This is a genomic window from Leptolyngbya sp. FACHB-60 (genome assembly GCF_014695775.1).
Taxonomy (GTDB): domain Bacteria; phylum Cyanobacteriota; class Cyanobacteriia; order Phormidesmidales; family Phormidesmidaceae; genus Nodosilinea.
This window is the reverse complement of sequence record NZ_JACJOX010000045.1, coordinates 101,957-118,274: the sequence shown is the minus strand read 5'-3', so window position 1 is coordinate 118,274 and position 16,318 is coordinate 101,957. Positions and strand designations below refer to the sequence as shown.

The following is a 16,318-nucleotide window of genomic DNA, read 5'->3' as shown; positions in this document are numbered from 1 at the left end:
CTCAAGCAGTATCGAGCGATTGCGACACGCTATGACAAGTTAGCCGAGACATTCCTCAGTGCGATTTACATGGTAGCTACTGTCATTTGGCTTAATTGATGACACACCCTAGGCTACGCTACCCCCCTGCGACGGTTGAGGCCCCCATGAAAATTCTTCTAGTCGACGACGACGAGGTCTTAATCGAGCGGCTGACCAACGACCTAGCCGACCAGCACTACGTCGTTGACACCACCACCGACGGGCTCATGGGTTGGGAGTATGCCCGCTCTGCCCTCTACGATCTAATTGTCCTAGACATTGACCTACCAGGTTTAGACGGGCTGTCTCTGTGTCGTCGGCTGCGCCAGACGGGCTACGGCGGGGCGATCTTATTGCTGACGGCGCGCGGCAGCAGCACTGACAAGGTCGAAGGACTCAACGCTGGCGCTGACGACTACCTGGTTAAACCCTATACCCTGTCTGAGCTGACCGCCCGCCTGCGCGCCCTGCTACGCCGCCCCACGGCGGTGAGCAGCCCTACCCTGCACTGGGGCCAGCTCCAATGCGACCCCAACGCAAATCTGGTGACGGTGGCAGACCAGACGGTGGTGCTTTCCCCCAAGGAGTATGGCCTGCTGGAGCTGCTGCTACGCCACCCCGATCGCATTTTTAGCAACACAGTGCTGTTAGAACGGCTGTGGAGCACCGACGACTTCCCCGGAGAAGAAACCATCCGCACCCACATTAAGCGGCTGCGGCGCAAGCTCAAGCAGGCCGGAGCCGACGACATGATCGAGAACGTCTACGGCATGGGCTATCGCCTCAGGCCAGCCCCACCGGACGCCGAGCCAGAGTTGTCTCTGCCCGACCCTCCCTCAGAGCAGGCGAAAGCAGCGGCTGCCCGAGCGGCGGCGATCGCGGCCTTTGACCAGTTTCGGCCCATCCTGGGCGATCGCATGGCCGCCCTGCGCCGAGCCGCCGCCGCCCTAAACCAGCCTCCCCTGACCGAGGAAGTGCGGTCACAGGCCCAGGGGGCCGCCCACAAGCTCGCCGGCTCCCTAGGCTTGTTTGGCCTGACCGCAGGCTCGCACCTAGCCCGCCGCCTCGAAGACTGGCTCACGCAGGCCGATGCCACCCAGGGAGCTGATTTTATTGCCCTAGTCGATCAGCTCGATGCTCAGCTGGCTGCCGGGCCTGGAGAGAGCTTCAAACCCTCCAGTGGGTCAGGCATCGTGCCCCTGACCGTGCCGTCTCGACCCACCGATACCCGGCATCGGGTGCTGGCCGTTGACGACGACCCGCTGATTTTGGCTCAGCTCCAGCGCCTGCTGCCCCCCTGGGGTCTCGACGTGGTGACGATCAGTGACCCCCGACAGACCTGGGCCGCCCTAGAGGCAAGCCCTCCCGACCTGTTGCTGCTCGATCTGGATATGCCCCATTTAAGAGGCGTAGATCTCTGTCGGCAGCTGCGCCAGCAGGAGCGTTGGCAGACCCTGCCAATTTTGTTTCTCACCGCCTGCCGTGAGCCCACTGCCGTGTACGAACTCTACCAAGCGGGGGCCGACGACTATCTGCCCAAGCCCATTTTGGAGCCAGAGCTGGTCAACCGCCTGTTTCAGCGGCTAGAGCGGGGTCGCCTGCTACAAACCCTAGCGGGCACCGACCCGCTCACCGGCCTGGCCAACCGCCGCAAGGGTACCATTGAGCTTGACCTGCTGCTGCACCTAGCCCACCGCTACCCTCAGCCCCTCAGCCTGGTGCTGCTGCACCTAAGCCCTGACCCGGCCCTCACCCCTGGCCCAGCAAGAGATTTAATGGTCGCGCTGGCGGCGGTGCTGCCGACCCTCACTCGCCGGGGCGATGCGATCGCCCGCTGGGGAGATCAAGAAATTTTGATCGGAGCGCTGGCCCCCACCTGGCCCTCCCCCCATGAGGCGCTGGGGGCACCCCTGGCACAGTTCTGGGCCGATAGGCTACGCTCAAACCCAGACAATCTGGGCCTGCCCCTGGGCATACAGTTGGGCGCAGCGACGTTTCCCACCGATGGCAATACCCTAGACCGCCTGTACCAACAGGCGACTCACCGCCTAGTTCCACTGGTCTAGACAGGCGAGCTCTGGGTGGGTTGGCCCTGTAGTGATCTAGGACTTTGTTGCATGAATAGGTCAAGCATCATTGATGCCCTCTTTGGTCAGTGAATTAAGGCTCAACTGCGTAGCTTTCGGGTTTCGCCACTGGGGGACTTTGAGACTCTGTCTCCCCCAAAATTGGAGGGTTTGAGGGGCCAAATCATACTTGAGTTAAGCAACGCCCAATTTTGAAGATGTATAAAAAAGGCGAGTCAGCACAGTTGCTAACCCGCCTTTTGACTGGCTTGAAACCCGGTGGTCTAGCCTTCGGCCAAGTTGCCCAGCTTAACTTTCTTAGCTAGGCCCACCTTTTCGAGCAGACTAATCACCATCCAGGTCATGTCGATCTCCCACCACTCTAGGCCATGGCGAGCCGAGTATTGGTAGGCATGATGGTTGTTGTGCCAGCCTTCGCCGTAGGTCAACACGGCTACCCACCAGCAGTTGGTGGATTTGTCGTCGGTGTCGTGGCTGCGGTAGCCAAACTTATGGGTGGCGCTGTTCACCAGCCAGGTACAGTGGTAGACCGCCACTAGGCGCACAAAGATGCCCCACAGAACAAAGGGCCAGCCGCCGAGGGCATAGAGCACGACTCCAAGGCCAACCTGAAGCAACAGGAAGTACTTTTCGCAGAACAGGTAGAAGCGGTCGTCTTTGATATCGCGAATGAAGCGGTCAACCTCGTGGCGGGCCGGCACATCGCGCAGCATCCAGCCCATATGGCTCCACCAGAAGCCCTTGTTAGAGTCATGGTGGTCAAGACTCTGGTCGGAGTAGGCATGGTGGTGGCGGTGCAGGCCAACCCACATAATCGGGCCGTGCTGGCAGGCCAGGGTGCCGCAAAAGACAAAAAAGTATTCTAGCCACTTGGGGACCGTAAAGCTGCGGTGAGACACCAGCCGGTGCCAACCCAGGGTAATGCCCAGGCAGCCAGTAAACCAGTGGAGCAGCAGCGCTACGCCGATTGCTGCCCAGGAAAAGTTAGCGGGTAGAAACGCCAGGGCCGCCATGCTGTGGACAAAGATCATGAAGCCAAGGGTGACCCAATCGCGGGACAAACGCTCGGTAGTTACAGCAGTCATGCAAAAATCTCAGAATTTTGGACAAGCGCCCCAGCAGGAATCCTCAGTAAGAATTTTGCTCAGGCAGAGTAAATGTAGGGGACAATAGTTACCCCTGTTTCTTAACGAAAAAATTTAATCATTGCAACAATCAAACCTGATCATGCCTCCCGACTCGACCCTTCTTCCGATTTTTTATGGAATTGACGCCCAGGTCAAGCAAAATCTAGCGCGAGTATTAGGGGCATTTCGGCAGCATCGGGTGGGAAGCCACCACTTTAACAGCGTGTCGGGCTACGGCCACGATGATCTAGGGCGTGACACTCTCGATCGCGTTTTTGCCGATGTAGTGCAGGCGGAGGCCGCCCTGGTGCGATCGCAGTTTGTCTCAGGCACCCACGCGATCGCCTGCGCCTTGTACGGCGTGCTGCGCCCTGGAGATGAAATGCTAGCCGTAGCAGGCACTCCCTACGACACCCTTGAGGAGGTAATTGGCTTACGGAGCAAAGGCCAGGGGTCCTTGGCAGAGTTTGGGGTGTCCTATCGAGAGTTACCGTTGACCGCTGACCACACCCTCGACTGGGATGCCCTAGCGACAGCAGTGGGGCCAAAAACCCGACTGGTGCACATCCAGCGATCGTGCGGCTACAGCTGGCGGTCATCCCTCACCATAGCCGAAATCGAAAAGATCGTGGCTACGGTAAAAGGCCAGAATTCCACCGTTGTCTGTTTTGTCGACAACTGCTACGGCGAATTTTTGGAAGACCGCGAGCCCACCGCCGTTGGGGCCGATCTCATAGCCGGGTCGCTGATTAAAAATCCTGGCGGCACCATTGCTCCCACTGGCGGCTATGTAGCGGGCCGAGCTGATCTAGTGGCCGCCGCCGCCTGCCGCCTCACGGCCCCCGGCATTGGAGCTAGCGGTGGCTCTAGCCTCAACCTCAACCGCCTGCTTTATCAGGGGTTATTTCTAGCTCCTCAAATGGTTGGTGAAGCCATGAAGGGCAATTATCTGCTGGCGGCCACCTTCGCGGCCCTGGGGTACCCCGTCAATCCAGCCCCCAGTGCGCCCCAGCGCGACGTAATTCAGGCCATTCGCCTGGGGTCGCCCGAGAAACTGATCGCCTTTTGTAAGGCCGTACAACAGCATTCACCCATTGATGCCTACGTGGAACCCGTACCGGCTGCCATGCCCGGCTACGATAGCGAGCTGGTGATGGCTGGGGGCACCTTTATCGACGGCAGCACGTCAGAACTATCGGCTGACGGCCCCCTGCGGGAGCCCTACATCGTCTACTGCCAGGGCGGTACCCACTGGACCCATGTGGCCCTAGCGGTGGAGGCAGCGGTGGAGGCGATCGGGCCGTTGTAGAACAGCTCTTAGCAGTAGGTCGGGCATGCTTCGCTTTGCCCAACCCCAGGATTCAGCGTACAAAAATCCTTGGGAGAACAACGTCTTCCCCAATGGCACAGGCTACGCCTGATTGTCCATACCGCACTTAAAAACGCCAGGGGTGACGGATTGCAGTCCATCGCCCCTGGCGTTTACAGAATATAGATTACAGAGGCAGGCTTAGCTATGGCCGCCGCTGACTAGGGTGGTCAGAATAGGCAGATTAGCCGCCAGCAGATAGGCGAAGGTCGCCCCGCCAATGCCACCGATTAAAAAGCTACCGGCAAACTCGCTCCAGCCTTCCTCAGTTTCGAGGCTAGCGGGAGGGGGGAAGGGGGTGGTGGCTTTAGTAACGGAGTGGTTGAGGCCAGAACTTGAGTAAATCGACAGGCAGGCGGTCAAAATCACCACTAGGCCCGCCGCGCTCAGCAACCCAGCCAAGCCGGGGATTTCAGAATCGCGCAGGGGGCCGAGTAGGGCAAAGGGGCCGTAGAGGAAATAGCCGTGGGCCATGCCAATTTCTAAGCCGCGCCGCTGGGGGGAAAGCCCCTTGCGGTAGGCGGGTAGATTGCCAATAAAAGCTTTGGAAAACGCAGAGGAATTAATCGGCGTTTCTAGATTGCCGATTTGTGGATCCCCAGCGGGCTGAATGAGGTCTGTCATGGGGGAAGTTTCTCCAACTCAAACAAGATCACAGCAAATAGATAAAGACGGTTTCTAGACGCCGTTAAGTCTCCAAAAACCATCTCTAAAGCGCACTCGCGAGGCAGCCCTCACGAGGTCTTTCCCTAAGGGTGCAGCAGCAAGTCGGGAAAGAAGCGATTGAATTCGATCAAAATACCGGCGTGAATCAACATCCACACGGTAATCAGCACCGGGGCAGTTGACAAATACCGAGGCAGGCCGTTGTTCATGGTCTAATTCTCCTGGGTCGTTATTCTGGGGAGTCGTTTTTCTGGGGATCAGCGAGAGATTTACCTAGCGAGGAGATACGGTGATCTCTTCGTTTTTAGCAAACATGGCCCCGCTAGCTATGTCTTTGAAGGCAAGTAGCGGCCAGGCAAACCCAGTTAACATGGTCTTGATGGCCAGGGGCACATCAATAATGACTTCCTTTTCTTCGGGATTCTTGTCACCACGTACCGTGATTAAGTAGGCGCGACCTACCCAGCCAATCCACCCAGCAATGTAGAGAAACAACAGGCTAGGAATTAGAAACTCGCCGGCATGGGCCAGATCACCGTCTACCACCAAGTGGGGTAGACCCTCGCTGCCGCACAGCAGGGTAGAGCTACCATAAAATTCAAACCGAGCTTTGGCCGCCTCGGTCTTGGCACCAGCGGCTCGCTTTAGAAATGCCTCGTTCTGACCACAGGGGGTGAGGCCGGCTACGTTGTCGCCAGCCAGGCTAGCGGAAGCCGGGGAAGCAAACCCAAACCAGAGAAACACTACAAGCGCTACAGCAAAAAACCGTCGCATAAACTGTTCCTTTTTAATTACCGAAGAAACTAGGGCGATTTGAACATAAAGTTAAGTTTTTTGAACAAAAATTCACCCAACTTGGTCGCCATAATACCGCGCGGCCGAACCCCCGTAAAGCTAAGATCGGTGGGGTGTTTACATCTCTACAAATTACGGTGTGACCTGCTCTAGTTCGCTTTCGCGGCTTACTCTAATTCCCTTCTGACGACAACCCCCATGGCGACGATTTTAGCGATAGAAACCAGCTGTGATGAAACAGCGGCGGCGGTGGTGCGCGATCGCACCGTCCTCAGCACCGTCGTCGCCTCACAAATTGCCATTCACCAGCCCTACGGCGGCATTGTGCCCGAGGTAGCCTCGCGGCACCACGTCGCCACGCTGGGGGAAAGCATCAGCGCGGCCCTAGACCAGGCGGGGCTCGACTGGGCCAGCATTGATGGGGTCGCCGCCACCTGCACGCCGGGCCTAGTGGGAGCCCTGCTGGTGGGGCTAACAGCGGGCAAAACCCTGGCCATGGTGCATCGTAAGCCCTTCCTAGGGATCCACCACCTTGAGGGGCACATCTACGCCAACTATTTGGCCAGCCCAGACCTGGAGCCCCCCTACCTGTGCCTGCTGGTGTCGGGGGGCCACACCAGCCTGATTTACGTCAAAGGCTGCGGCCAGTATCAAACCCTAGGTCAAACCCGCGACGACGCCGCTGGGGAGGCTTTTGACAAAGTAGCGCGCCTGATGGGGTTAGGCTATCCCGGCGGCCCGATCATTGACCAGCTGGCCCAGAACGGCAATCCTAAGGCGTTTCCGTTGCCCGAGGGCAATATTTCGCGGCCTGAGGGGGGCTTTCACCCCTACGACTCCAGCTTTAGCGGGCTGAAGACGGCGGTGCTGCGCCTGGTGGAAAAACTTAGGGCGGATGGGGCCGATCCCCTACCGGTAGCTGATCTAGCCGCTAGTTTTCAGGCCACGGTGGCCCGTAGTCTAACCCGCCGGGTGGTGGCCTGTGCCCAGGCCTACGGCCTTACCACTGTGGCGGTAGGGGGTGGGGTCGCCGCCAACAGCGGTCTGCGCCAGCACCTTCAGCAGGCGGCTGTCGACCACGGCCTGCGGGTGCTGTTTCCACCCTTTAGCCTTTGTACTGACAATGCCGCGATGATCGGCTGTGCTGCCGCCGACCATCTCAACCAGGGGCACTATTCAGGCCTCAATCTAGGAGCCCAGTCGCGCCTCGACTTAGCGCGAGTGATGGAGCTTTACGCGCCTATGGCCGTGGCTTGACGCTACACTGGGGTTCAGCGACTGGTGGGAAAGCGATCGCCCTCCAGCCGTTACTCAAGGGTTGTGTTGGTTAAGCGCCATGGTTTCACTACACCGCGTTCGTTTTTGGCCTCAGCCCCGGCTGAACGTCTCCTGGCTGGGAGGGTTAGCGCTGGGTACCCTGCTGTTAGCCGGGTGCGGGCCTGAGCCTACCCAGACGGTTACTGACGCGACCAGCTACGAGGCCCAGCTAGCCCAGCACCTAGCCGACACCAACGGCGTGATGTATGGGGCTTATTGGTGCCCCCACTGCGCTGATCAGAAGGCGATGTTTGGCGAGGCTGTGGATCAGGTGCCCTACATAGAGTGTGCCGCCGATGGCGACAACCCGCAGCCAGAGCTGTGTGAGCAAAAGAGCATTCAGGGATATCCCACTTGGGAAATCGAGGGTCAGCTATACCCAGGGGTTAAGTCTTTAGATGACTTGGCCACCCTGTCAGGGTTTTTACCGCCCCAGTAGGGCAGCGTTGAGCCAACCGCCGTTTCTGTTCGTCTGTTATTCATTCTCACATTCCATTGCATAACCCTAGCCCCACTCCCCATTCCCACCTGCACGAGGTCGAGCCTCCTGGCGACACCAAGGCCCATCCCCACGTCCATGACCCAGAATCGCTGCGACGAATTGTCAACCGGCTGGCCCGCATCGAGGGTCATATTCGCGGCATTAAGACTATGGTGCAGGAGAGCCGTCCCTGTCCGGATGTGCTTGTACAGGTGGCAGCGGTGCGCGGTGCGCTCGATCGCGTCGCCCGCATCATTCTCGATGAGCACCTGACTGAGTGCATTGGTCGCGCGGCTGAAGACGGCAACATTGAAGAAGAAATCGCCGAACTCAAGGCTGCGCTAGATCGGTTTTTGCCTTAGCTTTAGGGTCTAAGGTACAAGGTTTAGGGTTTAGGCTCAGAATCACAAGCATTTAGCCAGCCCCTTCACCTTAGACCCTGCACCCTTCACCCCCTTAGGCCGGTATAAACCGACCGTGCTCACGCAGCAGGAGGCGCTCAAACTGGCGCACCCACTTGCTAAAGCGATCGCTCTCCTGGGCTGTAGCGAACACCAGCGGTTTACGCGTTAGCAGGGCTACGTACTCCTCTTTAGTGCGCACCACAAAGGCGGTTTGCTGGTCTAGCTCAATGCAGATGTGGGAGAACCCCTCTAGCTTCAACGACGCCATTAGCAGCGATTTGAGCCCTAAAGCCTGAAATACCAGCTGCACCCAGCTGGTACTTTCGTTGTCGGCGGTGATGAAATACTCGCGGGGCAGACCACTGAAGTCGAAAATGGCAACCCCAATAATGTTCTCCAGCATTGCGTCTTGGGCGGAGAGCGGGGGCGCGGGCTGCGCTGGTACAGATGCCTTAGCCGTAGTCATAGACCCATCACGTGGTGGCACAGGATACTGAAGCAACAAGCCGTAGATACGGTAGGTATCGCTGGCTATCTGAAAGAACTCCCTTGGCTTTAGCATACCCGGCCAGCCACCACAAATCATTGTTGAGTTGACCAGTGCTTAGAGTGGCCTAGCAACGATCGCCAGGCTTTTTTACCGCAGAAAGTAAGTGCGCCTCTGCCCCTCGCCCTTGACCCAAACCTCGCACCTCAGGTCAAAGTCATAGTGTCTTTGAGGCAGTGGTAGCTTGTTGCAGTGACTTGAATCTGTTCAGCTATCCCAAACGACTCACGCGGCTGGCGGTATTGACGGTGTCACCCCAGAGGTCGTAGATAAACTTTTTGGCACCAATCACCCTAGTCACCACCGGGGCAGTGCTAATGCCAATGCGCAGGCGAAAGGATTGGCCAGTGCGATCGCTAAATTCCTGGGCCATGGCCTGCATATCCAAAGCCATCTCCGCCGCTGCTTGGGCATGGTCGTCCCGCTCGTAGGAAATGCCTCCCACCACCATATAGGCATCGCTAATGGTTTTGATCTTTTCGAGCTGGCGCTGTTCAGCTAGGTGGTTAAACTGGGAGAAAATTGCTAAAGCAGCCCCTATTACAAGCATAATGCCTTGGCTATAAATTGCTGGAGGCCAGATAGGCGATACAGCCGCCTAGCTTCCCACGATATAAAAACCGAGCTTGGCTACATAAAACCGAGCTTGGCTACCACAACGTAACCTACAGCCACGGCTAAAAAACCAAGCCACCATTGCCTCAGACGCTTAAGCGACAAAGAAACAATTGACTTTGATCGAATACAGCGGAGCGAAAATCCAGCCGCTTTACCTTAAATGTTGGAAGGGACTACGTAGTTGCCCAGAGATCGCAATTCAGGCAGATAACCGTGCTCACTGGCTTAAGCTAAAGTTGTCGTAACCCTGCTGAGATTTTTCCTGTAACTCCACCATCGCCCATGAACTCTGCTCCGCTACACTCCAAAATGCTGGTCTACAAGTCAATAATTGTTTGTTTAAGCAGCTTATTGCTAGGTGATTTGGGGGTAGCAAAAGCTTTTGCTAAGCAGGAAGCTGATCCGTCACCAAAAACGCCTCAGTTGCAGCCAACCGAGCAGGTAGAGCCTAGTTTACACATTTTGCCAGAGCCTATACTGATTCGTCCGACGATGGCTTTACCGTCGACTGATTCATCTGCTGCGGCTGCTCCCCTAGAGGCAGATCTTTTGCCTGAGGTTGTAGAGCAACCGGTGCATCTGCGACTGAGCTTGAGCGATCGCCGGGTATACGTCCACAGGGGCAATGTTGTAGAAGCGAGCTTTCCGGTTGCCATTGGCAGGCCGGGGTGGGAAACGCCCACCGGAGAGTTTGAAATCTTCTCACAAATCACTCAGCCAGCGTGGACAAATCCTTTCACCAATGAAGTAGTGCCGCCTGGTTCAGAAAATCCGCTGGGCGATCGCTGGATTGGCTTCTGGAGTGATGGTAATAACGTCATCGGCTTTCATGGCACCCCTAACCGTGATTCTGTAGGGCGGGCAGCTTCCCACGGCTGCGTGCGCATGTACAACGAAGATATTCGCCAGTTATTCGATATGGTGGACTTGGGAACCCCCGTCATCGTTGAGCTATAGCGTTTTTTTTGAGCTTAAGCTTATCCCACGAGCGAAGCTAAATATTTGTATGAATTACAGATCTAAAAAGTCTTCTCACTCTTTTGAAGCAGGGTCAGAGGACTTTTTTATGTCGAAAGATATACATCCACAAAGACAGCCCGTTCGTTATGTATATAGGGTCTACCGTAAGAAAATTTTGCGATGACATCCATACGACCATTGACAATTGTGAACGATTTTCAGGAGATGCCAGTATGAAGCAACAGAGAGTACTATCTGCATCTGCCTCGCGCCGAGGCTTAATGAAATGGGGGCTTTTAGGCTTTGGGGGGTTGATGATCGCGGCTCTTCCTAAGGCGGTAAGCGCCCAGTCTAGCGGCAGCACCCTCACCTTTGCTGCCAATGACGAAGGGATTCTTAATTTTGCCCTGCTGCTAGAAGAACTTGAGGCTGCTTTTTACGCCGCTGTGGTGGACTCTGGCCAAATTTCCGACGGCACAGAACTGGAATATATGCAAGTTTTAGGTGCTCAAGAAGCGGCTCACGTCACTTTTTTGCGGAATGTTTTAGGCGATCAGGTACTGTTTGAAACCGCCGATCTCAGCTTCAATTCCTCTGGTTTGAATGCTGTTTTGAGCGAGCGCAGCACCATTCTCAACACAGCGGTCACCTTAGAAGATGTGGGTGTCCACGCCTACAACGGCGCTGGTCCTAGCCTGACCAACCCCACCTACCTGCTGGCCGCAGGCTCAATTGTTTCAGTCGAAGCTCGCCATGCTGGTGGTGTACGAGCGCTGCTCGGCAAACCCACCACCGAGCCAGATAGCGATCGGTTAGTGAGTGATGCCGATTTGGTCGCTAGCCTCAATCCATTTAAGGGCCGAGCTTACGACGAGCTGTACAGCCCCAGACAAATTGTAGACATCGTCGGTTCCCTCGGCATTCTCAACAATTCCATCAATGGCGCGCTTGTTGCATAAGGAGACCACCAGTGAAAGCACGTTTTAATTTCATTTTCCAACCGATAAACCAGACTCTGCTACCTCTGTTCAACGGGTTTGCAGCTTTACGCGATCGCTGTGGTCGGCAGATTGAGCAGGTGCAGCGCTTGGGGCAGACGATGGCCCTTGTCCTGCCACTGGCCATGGTGTTGTTTTTCTGCGTTGGCCCGACCGCTGCTGCCCAAGCTCAGGAAACAGTCCTGACCCCTCGACAGGTGACTGAATATGCCCTCACTCTGGAAAAACTAGAAGCTGACTTTTACCGCCGTGCGGTTGCGGCTGCTCAGAACGGTGGCCTCGCTAGCATTCCCCAGGCCGCAAAAGATATTATTGTTTCTTACGGTCAAGATGAAGCTCGGCACGTCGCCGATCTCTCGGCTGTTCTGCCTTCGTTAGGCGGTAATCCAGATGCGGTGGTGATTCCGGCTAACCCCAATTACTCGGCTATTCTAGGCCGCGACCCTTTTGCTAATCCAGCCGACTTTTTGCTAGTGGGGCAGTACGTTGAAGATCTAGGTGTTGCCGCTTACAAAGGACAGGTACAAAACCTGTTGGCCGCAGGTGAAGCCGGTAAAACCGTACTGGCGGCGGCGCTAGAAATTCACAGCGTAGAGGCTCGCCATGCTGCCGGTGTCAGATTTTTGCGGCAGACTCTGCTGGGTGCTGATGTCAGGCCCTGGATTTCAGAGAACGCCAGAACGAAACAGAATGCTAACAGTGTCGAAGTGATTTACAACGAAAACCGGATGGGTTCTCCTATTCCTTTTAGCTCTGACGCATTCGACGGTTATGCAACGCAGAGTGAAGTCTTGGCACTTGTCAGCCCAATTCTGACTGAAGCTCCTCAAACTACCCAACCTAGACCCCAAACTACCCAACCTAGGCCCCAAACGCCAAATAACCAGGGCGGATCTACAGGAAATAACGCGCCTCGGGCATTGTGGTAAATCCAACTTTGGTGACAACCGTTAAGGAGCTAGCCAGAGCCGTTTACAAATTTCTGCTTTAACTTAGCAAAAGCCGTTGCTTTACAATAAGCAGCGGCTTTTGTCTAATTTTAAGGAGTCGAGGGTAGAGCTTGCTAAACTGGCTTGGCCTCCTACATCCCAGAAACAGCCGTTTCTAAAGCTAACTTTTTAGAAAACATTACGGAAACCGTAGAGGCTGTTCAAAAGGCCGCTGAAAATCGTATGGTTTTCAAGGGACGCCGCCCCTCTATAGCGGCTTTCGTCAACGTTATTTGTGTTCGCAAGAGACTTGGCATTGTCTATGGCTTCCCCCACCATCGAATCGATTCTCCACGAAAACCGTCTGTTTTCGCCCGCCGATGGGTTTGTTCAAAACGCATCCATCAAGAGCCTCGAAGAGTATCGTGCCCTGGCCGAACGAGCAGCGGCAGACCCAGCTCAGTTCTGGGCAGAACTTGCCAGCCAAGAGCTGCACTGGTTTAAATCTTGGGATACGGTGCTTGACTGGCAGCCGCCCTTTGCAAAATGGTTTGTGGGGGGCAAAATCAACATTTCTTACAACTGTTTAGATCGCCACCTCACCACCTGGCGACGCAATAAAGCTGCCCTGATTTGGGAAGGGGAGCCGGGCGACAGTCGGACCCTGACCTACGCTCAGCTGCACCGAGAGGTGTGCCAGGTGGCCAATGTGCTCAAGGGGTTGGGGGTACAAAAGGGCGATCGCGTTGGCATCTATATGCCCATGGTGCCCGAGGCAGCGATCGCCATGCTCGCCTGCGCCCGCATTGGTGCCCCCCACACCGTTATCTTTGGCGGCTTTAGCGCCGAAGCGTTGAAAGATCGCCTCAACGATGCTGAAGCCAAGGTGGTCATCACCGCCGACGGCGGCTTTCGCAAAGACAAGATTGTGCCACTCAAAACCGCAGTAGATCAGGCTCTGGCTGAAGGTGGTGTGCCCAGTGTTGACAGCGTGCTGGTGGTGCAGCGCACCAAGGCCGAGGTGACCATGGTTGAAGGCCGAGATTACTGGTGGCACGAGCTTCAGTCCACGGCCTCAGCCCACTGCCCCGCTGAGGAAATGGACGCCGAAGACCTGCTTTTCATTCTCTACACCAGCGGGACCACGGGCAAACCCAAGGGGGTGGTGCACACCACGGGCGGCTACAACCTCTACACCCACACCACCTTTAAATGGACCTTTGACATCAAAGACACCGACGTTTACTGGTGCACCGCTGACGTAGGGTGGATTACGGGCCATAGCTACATTGTCTACGGCCCGCTGTCGAATGGAGCGACTACGGTGATGTACGAAGGGGTGCCCCGGCCCTCAAACCCCGGCTGCTTTTGGGATGTGATTGAAAAGTATGGCGTCACCATTTTCTACACCGCTCCCACTGCCATTCGTGCCTTTATTAAAATGGGCGACGAGCTGCCCAAGGCGCGAGATTTGTCGTCGCTGCGGCTGCTCGGCACCGTAGGCGAACCCATCAATCCCGAAGCTTGGATGTGGTATCACCAGGTGATTGGCGGCGAGCGCTGCCCAATTGTCGATACCTGGTGGCAAACGGAAACCGGCGGCTTTATGATTACGCCGCTGCCGGGGGCGATCGCCACCAAGCCTGGTTCCGCGACTCTACCCTTCCCCGGCATTTTGGCCGACGTGGTGGATCTTGACGGCAACCCGGTGCCTGCTGGCGAGGGCGGCTATCTGGTAATCAAACACCCCTGGCCTAGCATGATGCGCACGGTCTACGGCGATGACGACCGCTACCGCCGCACCTATTGGGAGCACATTGCCCCCGTTAATGGACAGTACCTTTACTTTGCAGGCGACGGCGCTCGCAAAGATGCCGACGGTTACTTTTGGGTGATGGGTCGGGTGGATGACGTGATCAATGTGTCGGGCCATCGCCTAGGAACTATGGAGGTCGAGTCGGCCCTGGTTTCTCATCCTGCGGTGGCCGAGGCTGCCGTAGTGGGCCGTAAGGATGAGATCAAGGGCGAAGATATCTTTGCCTTTGTGATTTTAGAGGGTCACTATAGCGCCAGCGATGGACTGAAGCAGGAACTCAAACAGCACGTGGTAAATGAAATTGGCGCGATCGCCCGGCCCGGCGAAATTAGATTTGCCGATGCGCTACCTAAAACGCGATCGGGCAAAATTATCCGTCGCTTTTTGCGCAATTTGGCTAGTGGCGAGGCGATCGCAGGCGATGCTTCCACAATGGAAGATCAAAGCGTGCTCGATCAGCTTCGCCAGGGCTAACACTCAGCCTCAGGCTCTTTAAGCAGACTCAGCATTTCCTTGAGTAAAGGCGCACCATCGCCAAGCCTTCTGCGGGCATGGTGCGCCTTTCTCACGCCGGTTTGCTTAACTGATTGGTTGGATAACCTAGGGCCTAGCCAAGACACCTTCCTTGGGAGAAAAGCGTGGCGCTTAGTCTGTCCCAGCAATGTCTAAGCTGAGATATTGTGACCTCTACCCAGCGGTAGATCTATGACGACCTTCGTTAATTTTGAGCTGTTCTTGAAGAGGCTTTGTTCTTCAAATGAGCTTAAAGGTGGATAGAGATGATGGCGGGCGATCGCGACACCGTAATTTTACGGTCAGCACCCGGTAGCAAACCGCTTATAACTCAGATTAGAAAGCCCGATCAGGTTTTTCTGCTTGCCCAAAAGGTGACTTTAGCCTTTGTAGTAAAACCTGTAGTGAGTAAGAGTTTGGTTAGGCCGATAGTCTGTGGTTAAGACAGCTCCTGCATCGCCCTTAGCTCCTAACCCGTAGGCGGCTGCGGTTTTAAATCTCTCCAAATTGAAAAATCTACTGGGCTAAATAGTCCTAGCGACCAATCTGGTTTGCTCGAGCTGAGCAGTATTTTAGAAGCGGCTTCAAAGGTCTTACCCTGGGTTGCAAAAGGTTGAGCCCCCTTTAAATCCCCTTTTTAAGAGGGTTGTTGAGCCTGTACACCTCCCCTGCTAAGGAGAGCCTGAGGGATTAGCGGTGACGAACGTTACGAGGGATCCCTTTCCGAACTGCCTCTTAAGGCTCTGCCTACACGCAATAGTTAACGGTCTAGAGCGCCATTCCTGCCTTTCCTAAAACGGGAAAGCCGAGGTCTAAAAGTCTTTGCCTAGGCATTCAGCAAAGTCAATTCCAATAAAAACGGGTTAGGTAAGTAGCGGAGAGAAGCGGGGAGGTCATTAGTCAGTTAATCAAAAGCGACCGAGATTGCTTAAAATGATTGTCCCCAAACTTGAGATATTCTGTCCGCTAAGCAATGGCAAAGTCTTGGAGCCTGGCTTTTCTGAAGCGACCCTACGCCTGGGCTGGCTATCGAGCGCTGAATAAATCAGTAAAAGCCCATCCAAATTGTTTATTTTTTAGGTGACAGCTTCTAATAACTTTGACTATAATTAGTTGTGCGAATAGGCAGATTTATTTGCTATTATTCTTCTGCTATTCTGCATTGGTCGCCACCCTCACCCCAAGGATCGACCCTCTGTTTTCTAGCATTCGACTTTACGTCTTACACAAGGATTTTCCCTGACAATGGCAGAAAAACCCAGTCCCCTGACCGGCAAAGCATTACTCCAAAAGGTTAAAGACCTATCTAACCTAACTAAGCGCGAAACCGCCAAAGAATGCGGCTACTACACCCTTACCAAAGACAACCAGGTACGGGTCAATTTGTCTGGCTTTTACGATGCGCTGCTAGAGGCTAAAGGCATCAACCTTGATCCTGAAAGCAGTAAAGATGGTCGCGGCCGTGAACCTACCTATCGGGTGAGCGTCCACAAGAATGGTCAGATCGTTATTGGGGCCACCTATACCCAAGAAATGGGTCTGAAGTCTGGCGATGAATTTGAAATTAAACTGGGCTATAAGCACATTCATCTGAAGCAGCTTGACGCTGATTCCGACGAAGAATAGTACTGGTTTACTACTAGAACTCTGCTGGTGAATATGTCAGCGAT

The 16,318-nt window shown here is 55.4% G+C and carries 16 protein-coding genes and 1 pseudogene; 11 read left to right on the top strand and 6 right to left on the bottom strand.

Annotated features, from left to right (window positions below):
- Positions 1-99 (top strand): transposase (locus tag H6F57_RS17110; RefSeq protein ID WP_190624912.1); only part of this gene is annotated, 99 nt, incomplete at its 5' end.
- 47 nt (positions 100-146) lie between these two features.
- A complete protein-coding gene (locus H6F57_RS17105) occupies positions 147-2,087 on the top strand; it encodes a response regulator (RefSeq protein WP_190624911.1) in 1,941 nt (646 codons plus the stop codon).
- Between the two features lie 284 nt (positions 2,088-2,371).
- Here the strand turns inward: H6F57_RS17105 and H6F57_RS17100 are convergent, their stop codons facing one another.
- Positions 2,372-3,193: a fatty acid desaturase gene (locus H6F57_RS17100; protein WP_190624910.1), complete on the bottom strand. Its 822-nt coding sequence runs from the start codon at positions 3,191-3,193 to the stop codon at positions 2,372-2,374.
- Between the two features lie 142 nt (positions 3,194-3,335).
- Here H6F57_RS17100 and H6F57_RS17095 point away from each other — a divergent pair, with 142 nt between their 5' ends.
- Positions 3,336-4,544, top strand: a complete 1,209-nt coding sequence (locus H6F57_RS17095; protein WP_190624909.1) for a methionine gamma-lyase family protein — start codon at positions 3,336-3,338, stop codon at positions 4,542-4,544.
- Between the two features lie 201 nt (positions 4,545-4,745).
- Here the strand turns inward: H6F57_RS17095 and H6F57_RS17090 are convergent, their stop codons facing one another.
- The 3 genes from H6F57_RS17090 to H6F57_RS17080 all read right to left on the bottom strand — a co-directional run bounded on the left by H6F57_RS17090 (position 4,746) and on the right by H6F57_RS17080 (position 6,044).
- A complete protein-coding gene (locus H6F57_RS17090) occupies positions 4,746-5,228 on the bottom strand; it encodes a photosystem I reaction center subunit XI (protein ID WP_190624908.1) in 483 nt (160 codons plus the stop codon).
- A 125-nt stretch (positions 5,229-5,353) separates the two neighbouring features.
- Positions 5,354-5,479 carry a photosystem I reaction center subunit IX gene (psaJ, locus tag H6F57_RS17085; protein ID WP_190523167.1) on the bottom strand — a complete coding sequence of 42 codons (126 nt, stop codon included), beginning with the start codon at positions 5,477-5,479 and terminating at the stop codon, positions 5,354-5,356.
- A 64-nt stretch (positions 5,480-5,543) separates the two neighbouring features.
- Positions 5,544-6,044, bottom strand: a complete 501-nt coding sequence (locus H6F57_RS17080; RefSeq protein ID WP_190624907.1) for a Photosystem I reaction center subunit III — start codon at positions 6,042-6,044, stop codon at positions 5,544-5,546.
- A gap of 219 nt (positions 6,045-6,263) precedes the next feature.
- Between H6F57_RS17080 and tsaD the strand changes: the two genes are divergently transcribed.
- From tsaD to H6F57_RS17065, 3 genes are all read left to right on the top strand, one after another.
- The gene (gene tsaD / locus H6F57_RS17075; protein ID WP_190624906.1) at positions 6,264-7,322 is read left to right on the top strand and encodes a tRNA (adenosine(37)-N6)-threonylcarbamoyltransferase complex transferase subunit TsaD; all 1,059 of its coding nucleotides are present in this window, start codon (positions 6,264-6,266) and stop codon (positions 7,320-7,322) included.
- A gap of 79 nt (positions 7,323-7,401) precedes the next feature.
- Positions 7,402-7,821, top strand: a complete 420-nt coding sequence (locus tag H6F57_RS17070; protein WP_190624905.1) for a hypothetical protein — start codon at positions 7,402-7,404, stop codon at positions 7,819-7,821.
- An 89-nt stretch (positions 7,822-7,910) separates the two neighbouring features.
- On the top strand, positions 7,911-8,225 hold the full coding sequence (locus H6F57_RS17065; protein WP_190624923.1) for a metal-sensitive transcriptional regulator: 315 nt from the start codon (positions 7,911-7,913) through the stop codon (positions 8,223-8,225).
- 94 nt (positions 8,226-8,319) lie between these two features.
- Here the strand turns inward: H6F57_RS17065 and H6F57_RS17060 are convergent, their stop codons facing one another.
- Both H6F57_RS17060 and H6F57_RS17055 read right to left on the bottom strand, forming a co-directional pair.
- A complete protein-coding gene (locus H6F57_RS17060) occupies positions 8,320-8,733 on the bottom strand; it encodes a hypothetical protein (RefSeq protein WP_199289482.1) in 414 nt (137 codons plus the stop codon).
- 171 nt (positions 8,734-8,904) lie between these two features.
- A pseudogene (locus H6F57_RS17055) lies at positions 8,905-9,337 on the bottom strand (adenylate/guanylate cyclase domain-containing protein); the annotation flags it as partial.
- A 587-nt stretch (positions 9,338-9,924) separates the two neighbouring features.
- Here H6F57_RS17055 and H6F57_RS17050 point away from each other — a divergent pair.
- The 5 genes from H6F57_RS17050 (at position 9,925) to H6F57_RS17030 (ending at position 16,274) form a co-directional block, all read left to right on the top strand.
- Positions 9,925-10,389, top strand: coding sequence for a L,D-transpeptidase (locus H6F57_RS17050; protein WP_199294806.1), 465 nt, complete (start codon positions 9,925-9,927; stop codon positions 10,387-10,389).
- A gap of 236 nt (positions 10,390-10,625) precedes the next feature.
- Positions 10,626-11,351, top strand: coding sequence for a ferritin-like domain-containing protein (locus H6F57_RS17045; protein WP_190624904.1), 726 nt, complete (start codon positions 10,626-10,628; stop codon positions 11,349-11,351).
- An 11-nt stretch (positions 11,352-11,362) separates the two neighbouring features.
- A complete protein-coding gene (locus tag H6F57_RS17040; RefSeq protein ID WP_313933549.1) occupies positions 11,363-12,319 on the top strand; it encodes a ferritin-like domain-containing protein in 957 nt (318 codons plus the stop codon).
- A 322-nt stretch (positions 12,320-12,641) separates the two neighbouring features.
- Positions 12,642-14,609: an acetate--CoA ligase gene (acs, locus tag H6F57_RS17035; protein WP_190624903.1), complete on the top strand. Its 1,968-nt coding sequence runs from the start codon at positions 12,642-12,644 to the stop codon at positions 14,607-14,609.
- A 1,284-nt stretch (positions 14,610-15,893) separates the two neighbouring features.
- A complete protein-coding gene (locus H6F57_RS17030) occupies positions 15,894-16,274 on the top strand; it encodes an AbrB family transcriptional regulator (RefSeq protein WP_073609407.1) in 381 nt (126 codons plus the stop codon).
- Positions 16,275-16,318 lie beyond the last annotated feature (44 nt).

What these genes read in the sequence shown, in the direction of transcription:
- H6F57_RS17095 (WP_190624909.1), top strand. Translation starts at nt 3,336, where the DNA reads ATGCCTCCCGACTCGACCCTTCTTCCGATTTTTTATGGAATTGACGCC.
- H6F57_RS17060 (WP_199289482.1), bottom strand. Translation starts at nt 8,733, where the DNA reads ATGACTACGGCTAAGGCATCTGTACCAGCGCAGCCCGCGCCCCCGCTC.
- H6F57_RS17030 (WP_073609407.1), top strand. Translation starts at nt 15,894, where the DNA reads ATGGCAGAAAAACCCAGTCCCCTGACCGGCAAAGCATTACTCCAAAAG.
- acs (WP_190624903.1), top strand. Translation starts at nt 12,642, where the DNA reads ATGGCTTCCCCCACCATCGAATCGATTCTCCACGAAAACCGTCTGTTT.
- H6F57_RS17100 (WP_190624910.1), bottom strand. Translation starts at nt 3,193, where the DNA reads ATGACTGCTGTAACTACCGAGCGTTTGTCCCGCGATTGGGTCACCCTT.
- H6F57_RS17080 (WP_190624907.1), bottom strand. Translation starts at nt 6,044, where the DNA reads ATGCGACGGTTTTTTGCTGTAGCGCTTGTAGTGTTTCTCTGGTTTGGG.
- H6F57_RS17050 (WP_199294806.1), top strand. Translation starts at nt 9,925, where the DNA reads ATGGCTTTACCGTCGACTGATTCATCTGCTGCGGCTGCTCCCCTAGAG.
- H6F57_RS17105 (WP_190624911.1), top strand. Translation starts at nt 147, where the DNA reads ATGAAAATTCTTCTAGTCGACGACGACGAGGTCTTAATCGAGCGGCTG.
- H6F57_RS17070 (WP_190624905.1), top strand. Translation starts at nt 7,402, where the DNA reads ATGGTTTCACTACACCGCGTTCGTTTTTGGCCTCAGCCCCGGCTGAAC.
- tsaD (WP_190624906.1), top strand. Translation starts at nt 6,264, where the DNA reads ATGGCGACGATTTTAGCGATAGAAACCAGCTGTGATGAAACAGCGGCG.
- psaJ (WP_190523167.1), bottom strand. Translation starts at nt 5,479, where the DNA reads ATGAACAACGGCCTGCCTCGGTATTTGTCAACTGCCCCGGTGCTGATT.
- H6F57_RS17090 (WP_190624908.1), bottom strand. Translation starts at nt 5,228, where the DNA reads ATGACAGACCTCATTCAGCCCGCTGGGGATCCACAAATCGGCAATCTA.
- H6F57_RS17045 (WP_190624904.1), top strand. Translation starts at nt 10,626, where the DNA reads ATGAAGCAACAGAGAGTACTATCTGCATCTGCCTCGCGCCGAGGCTTA.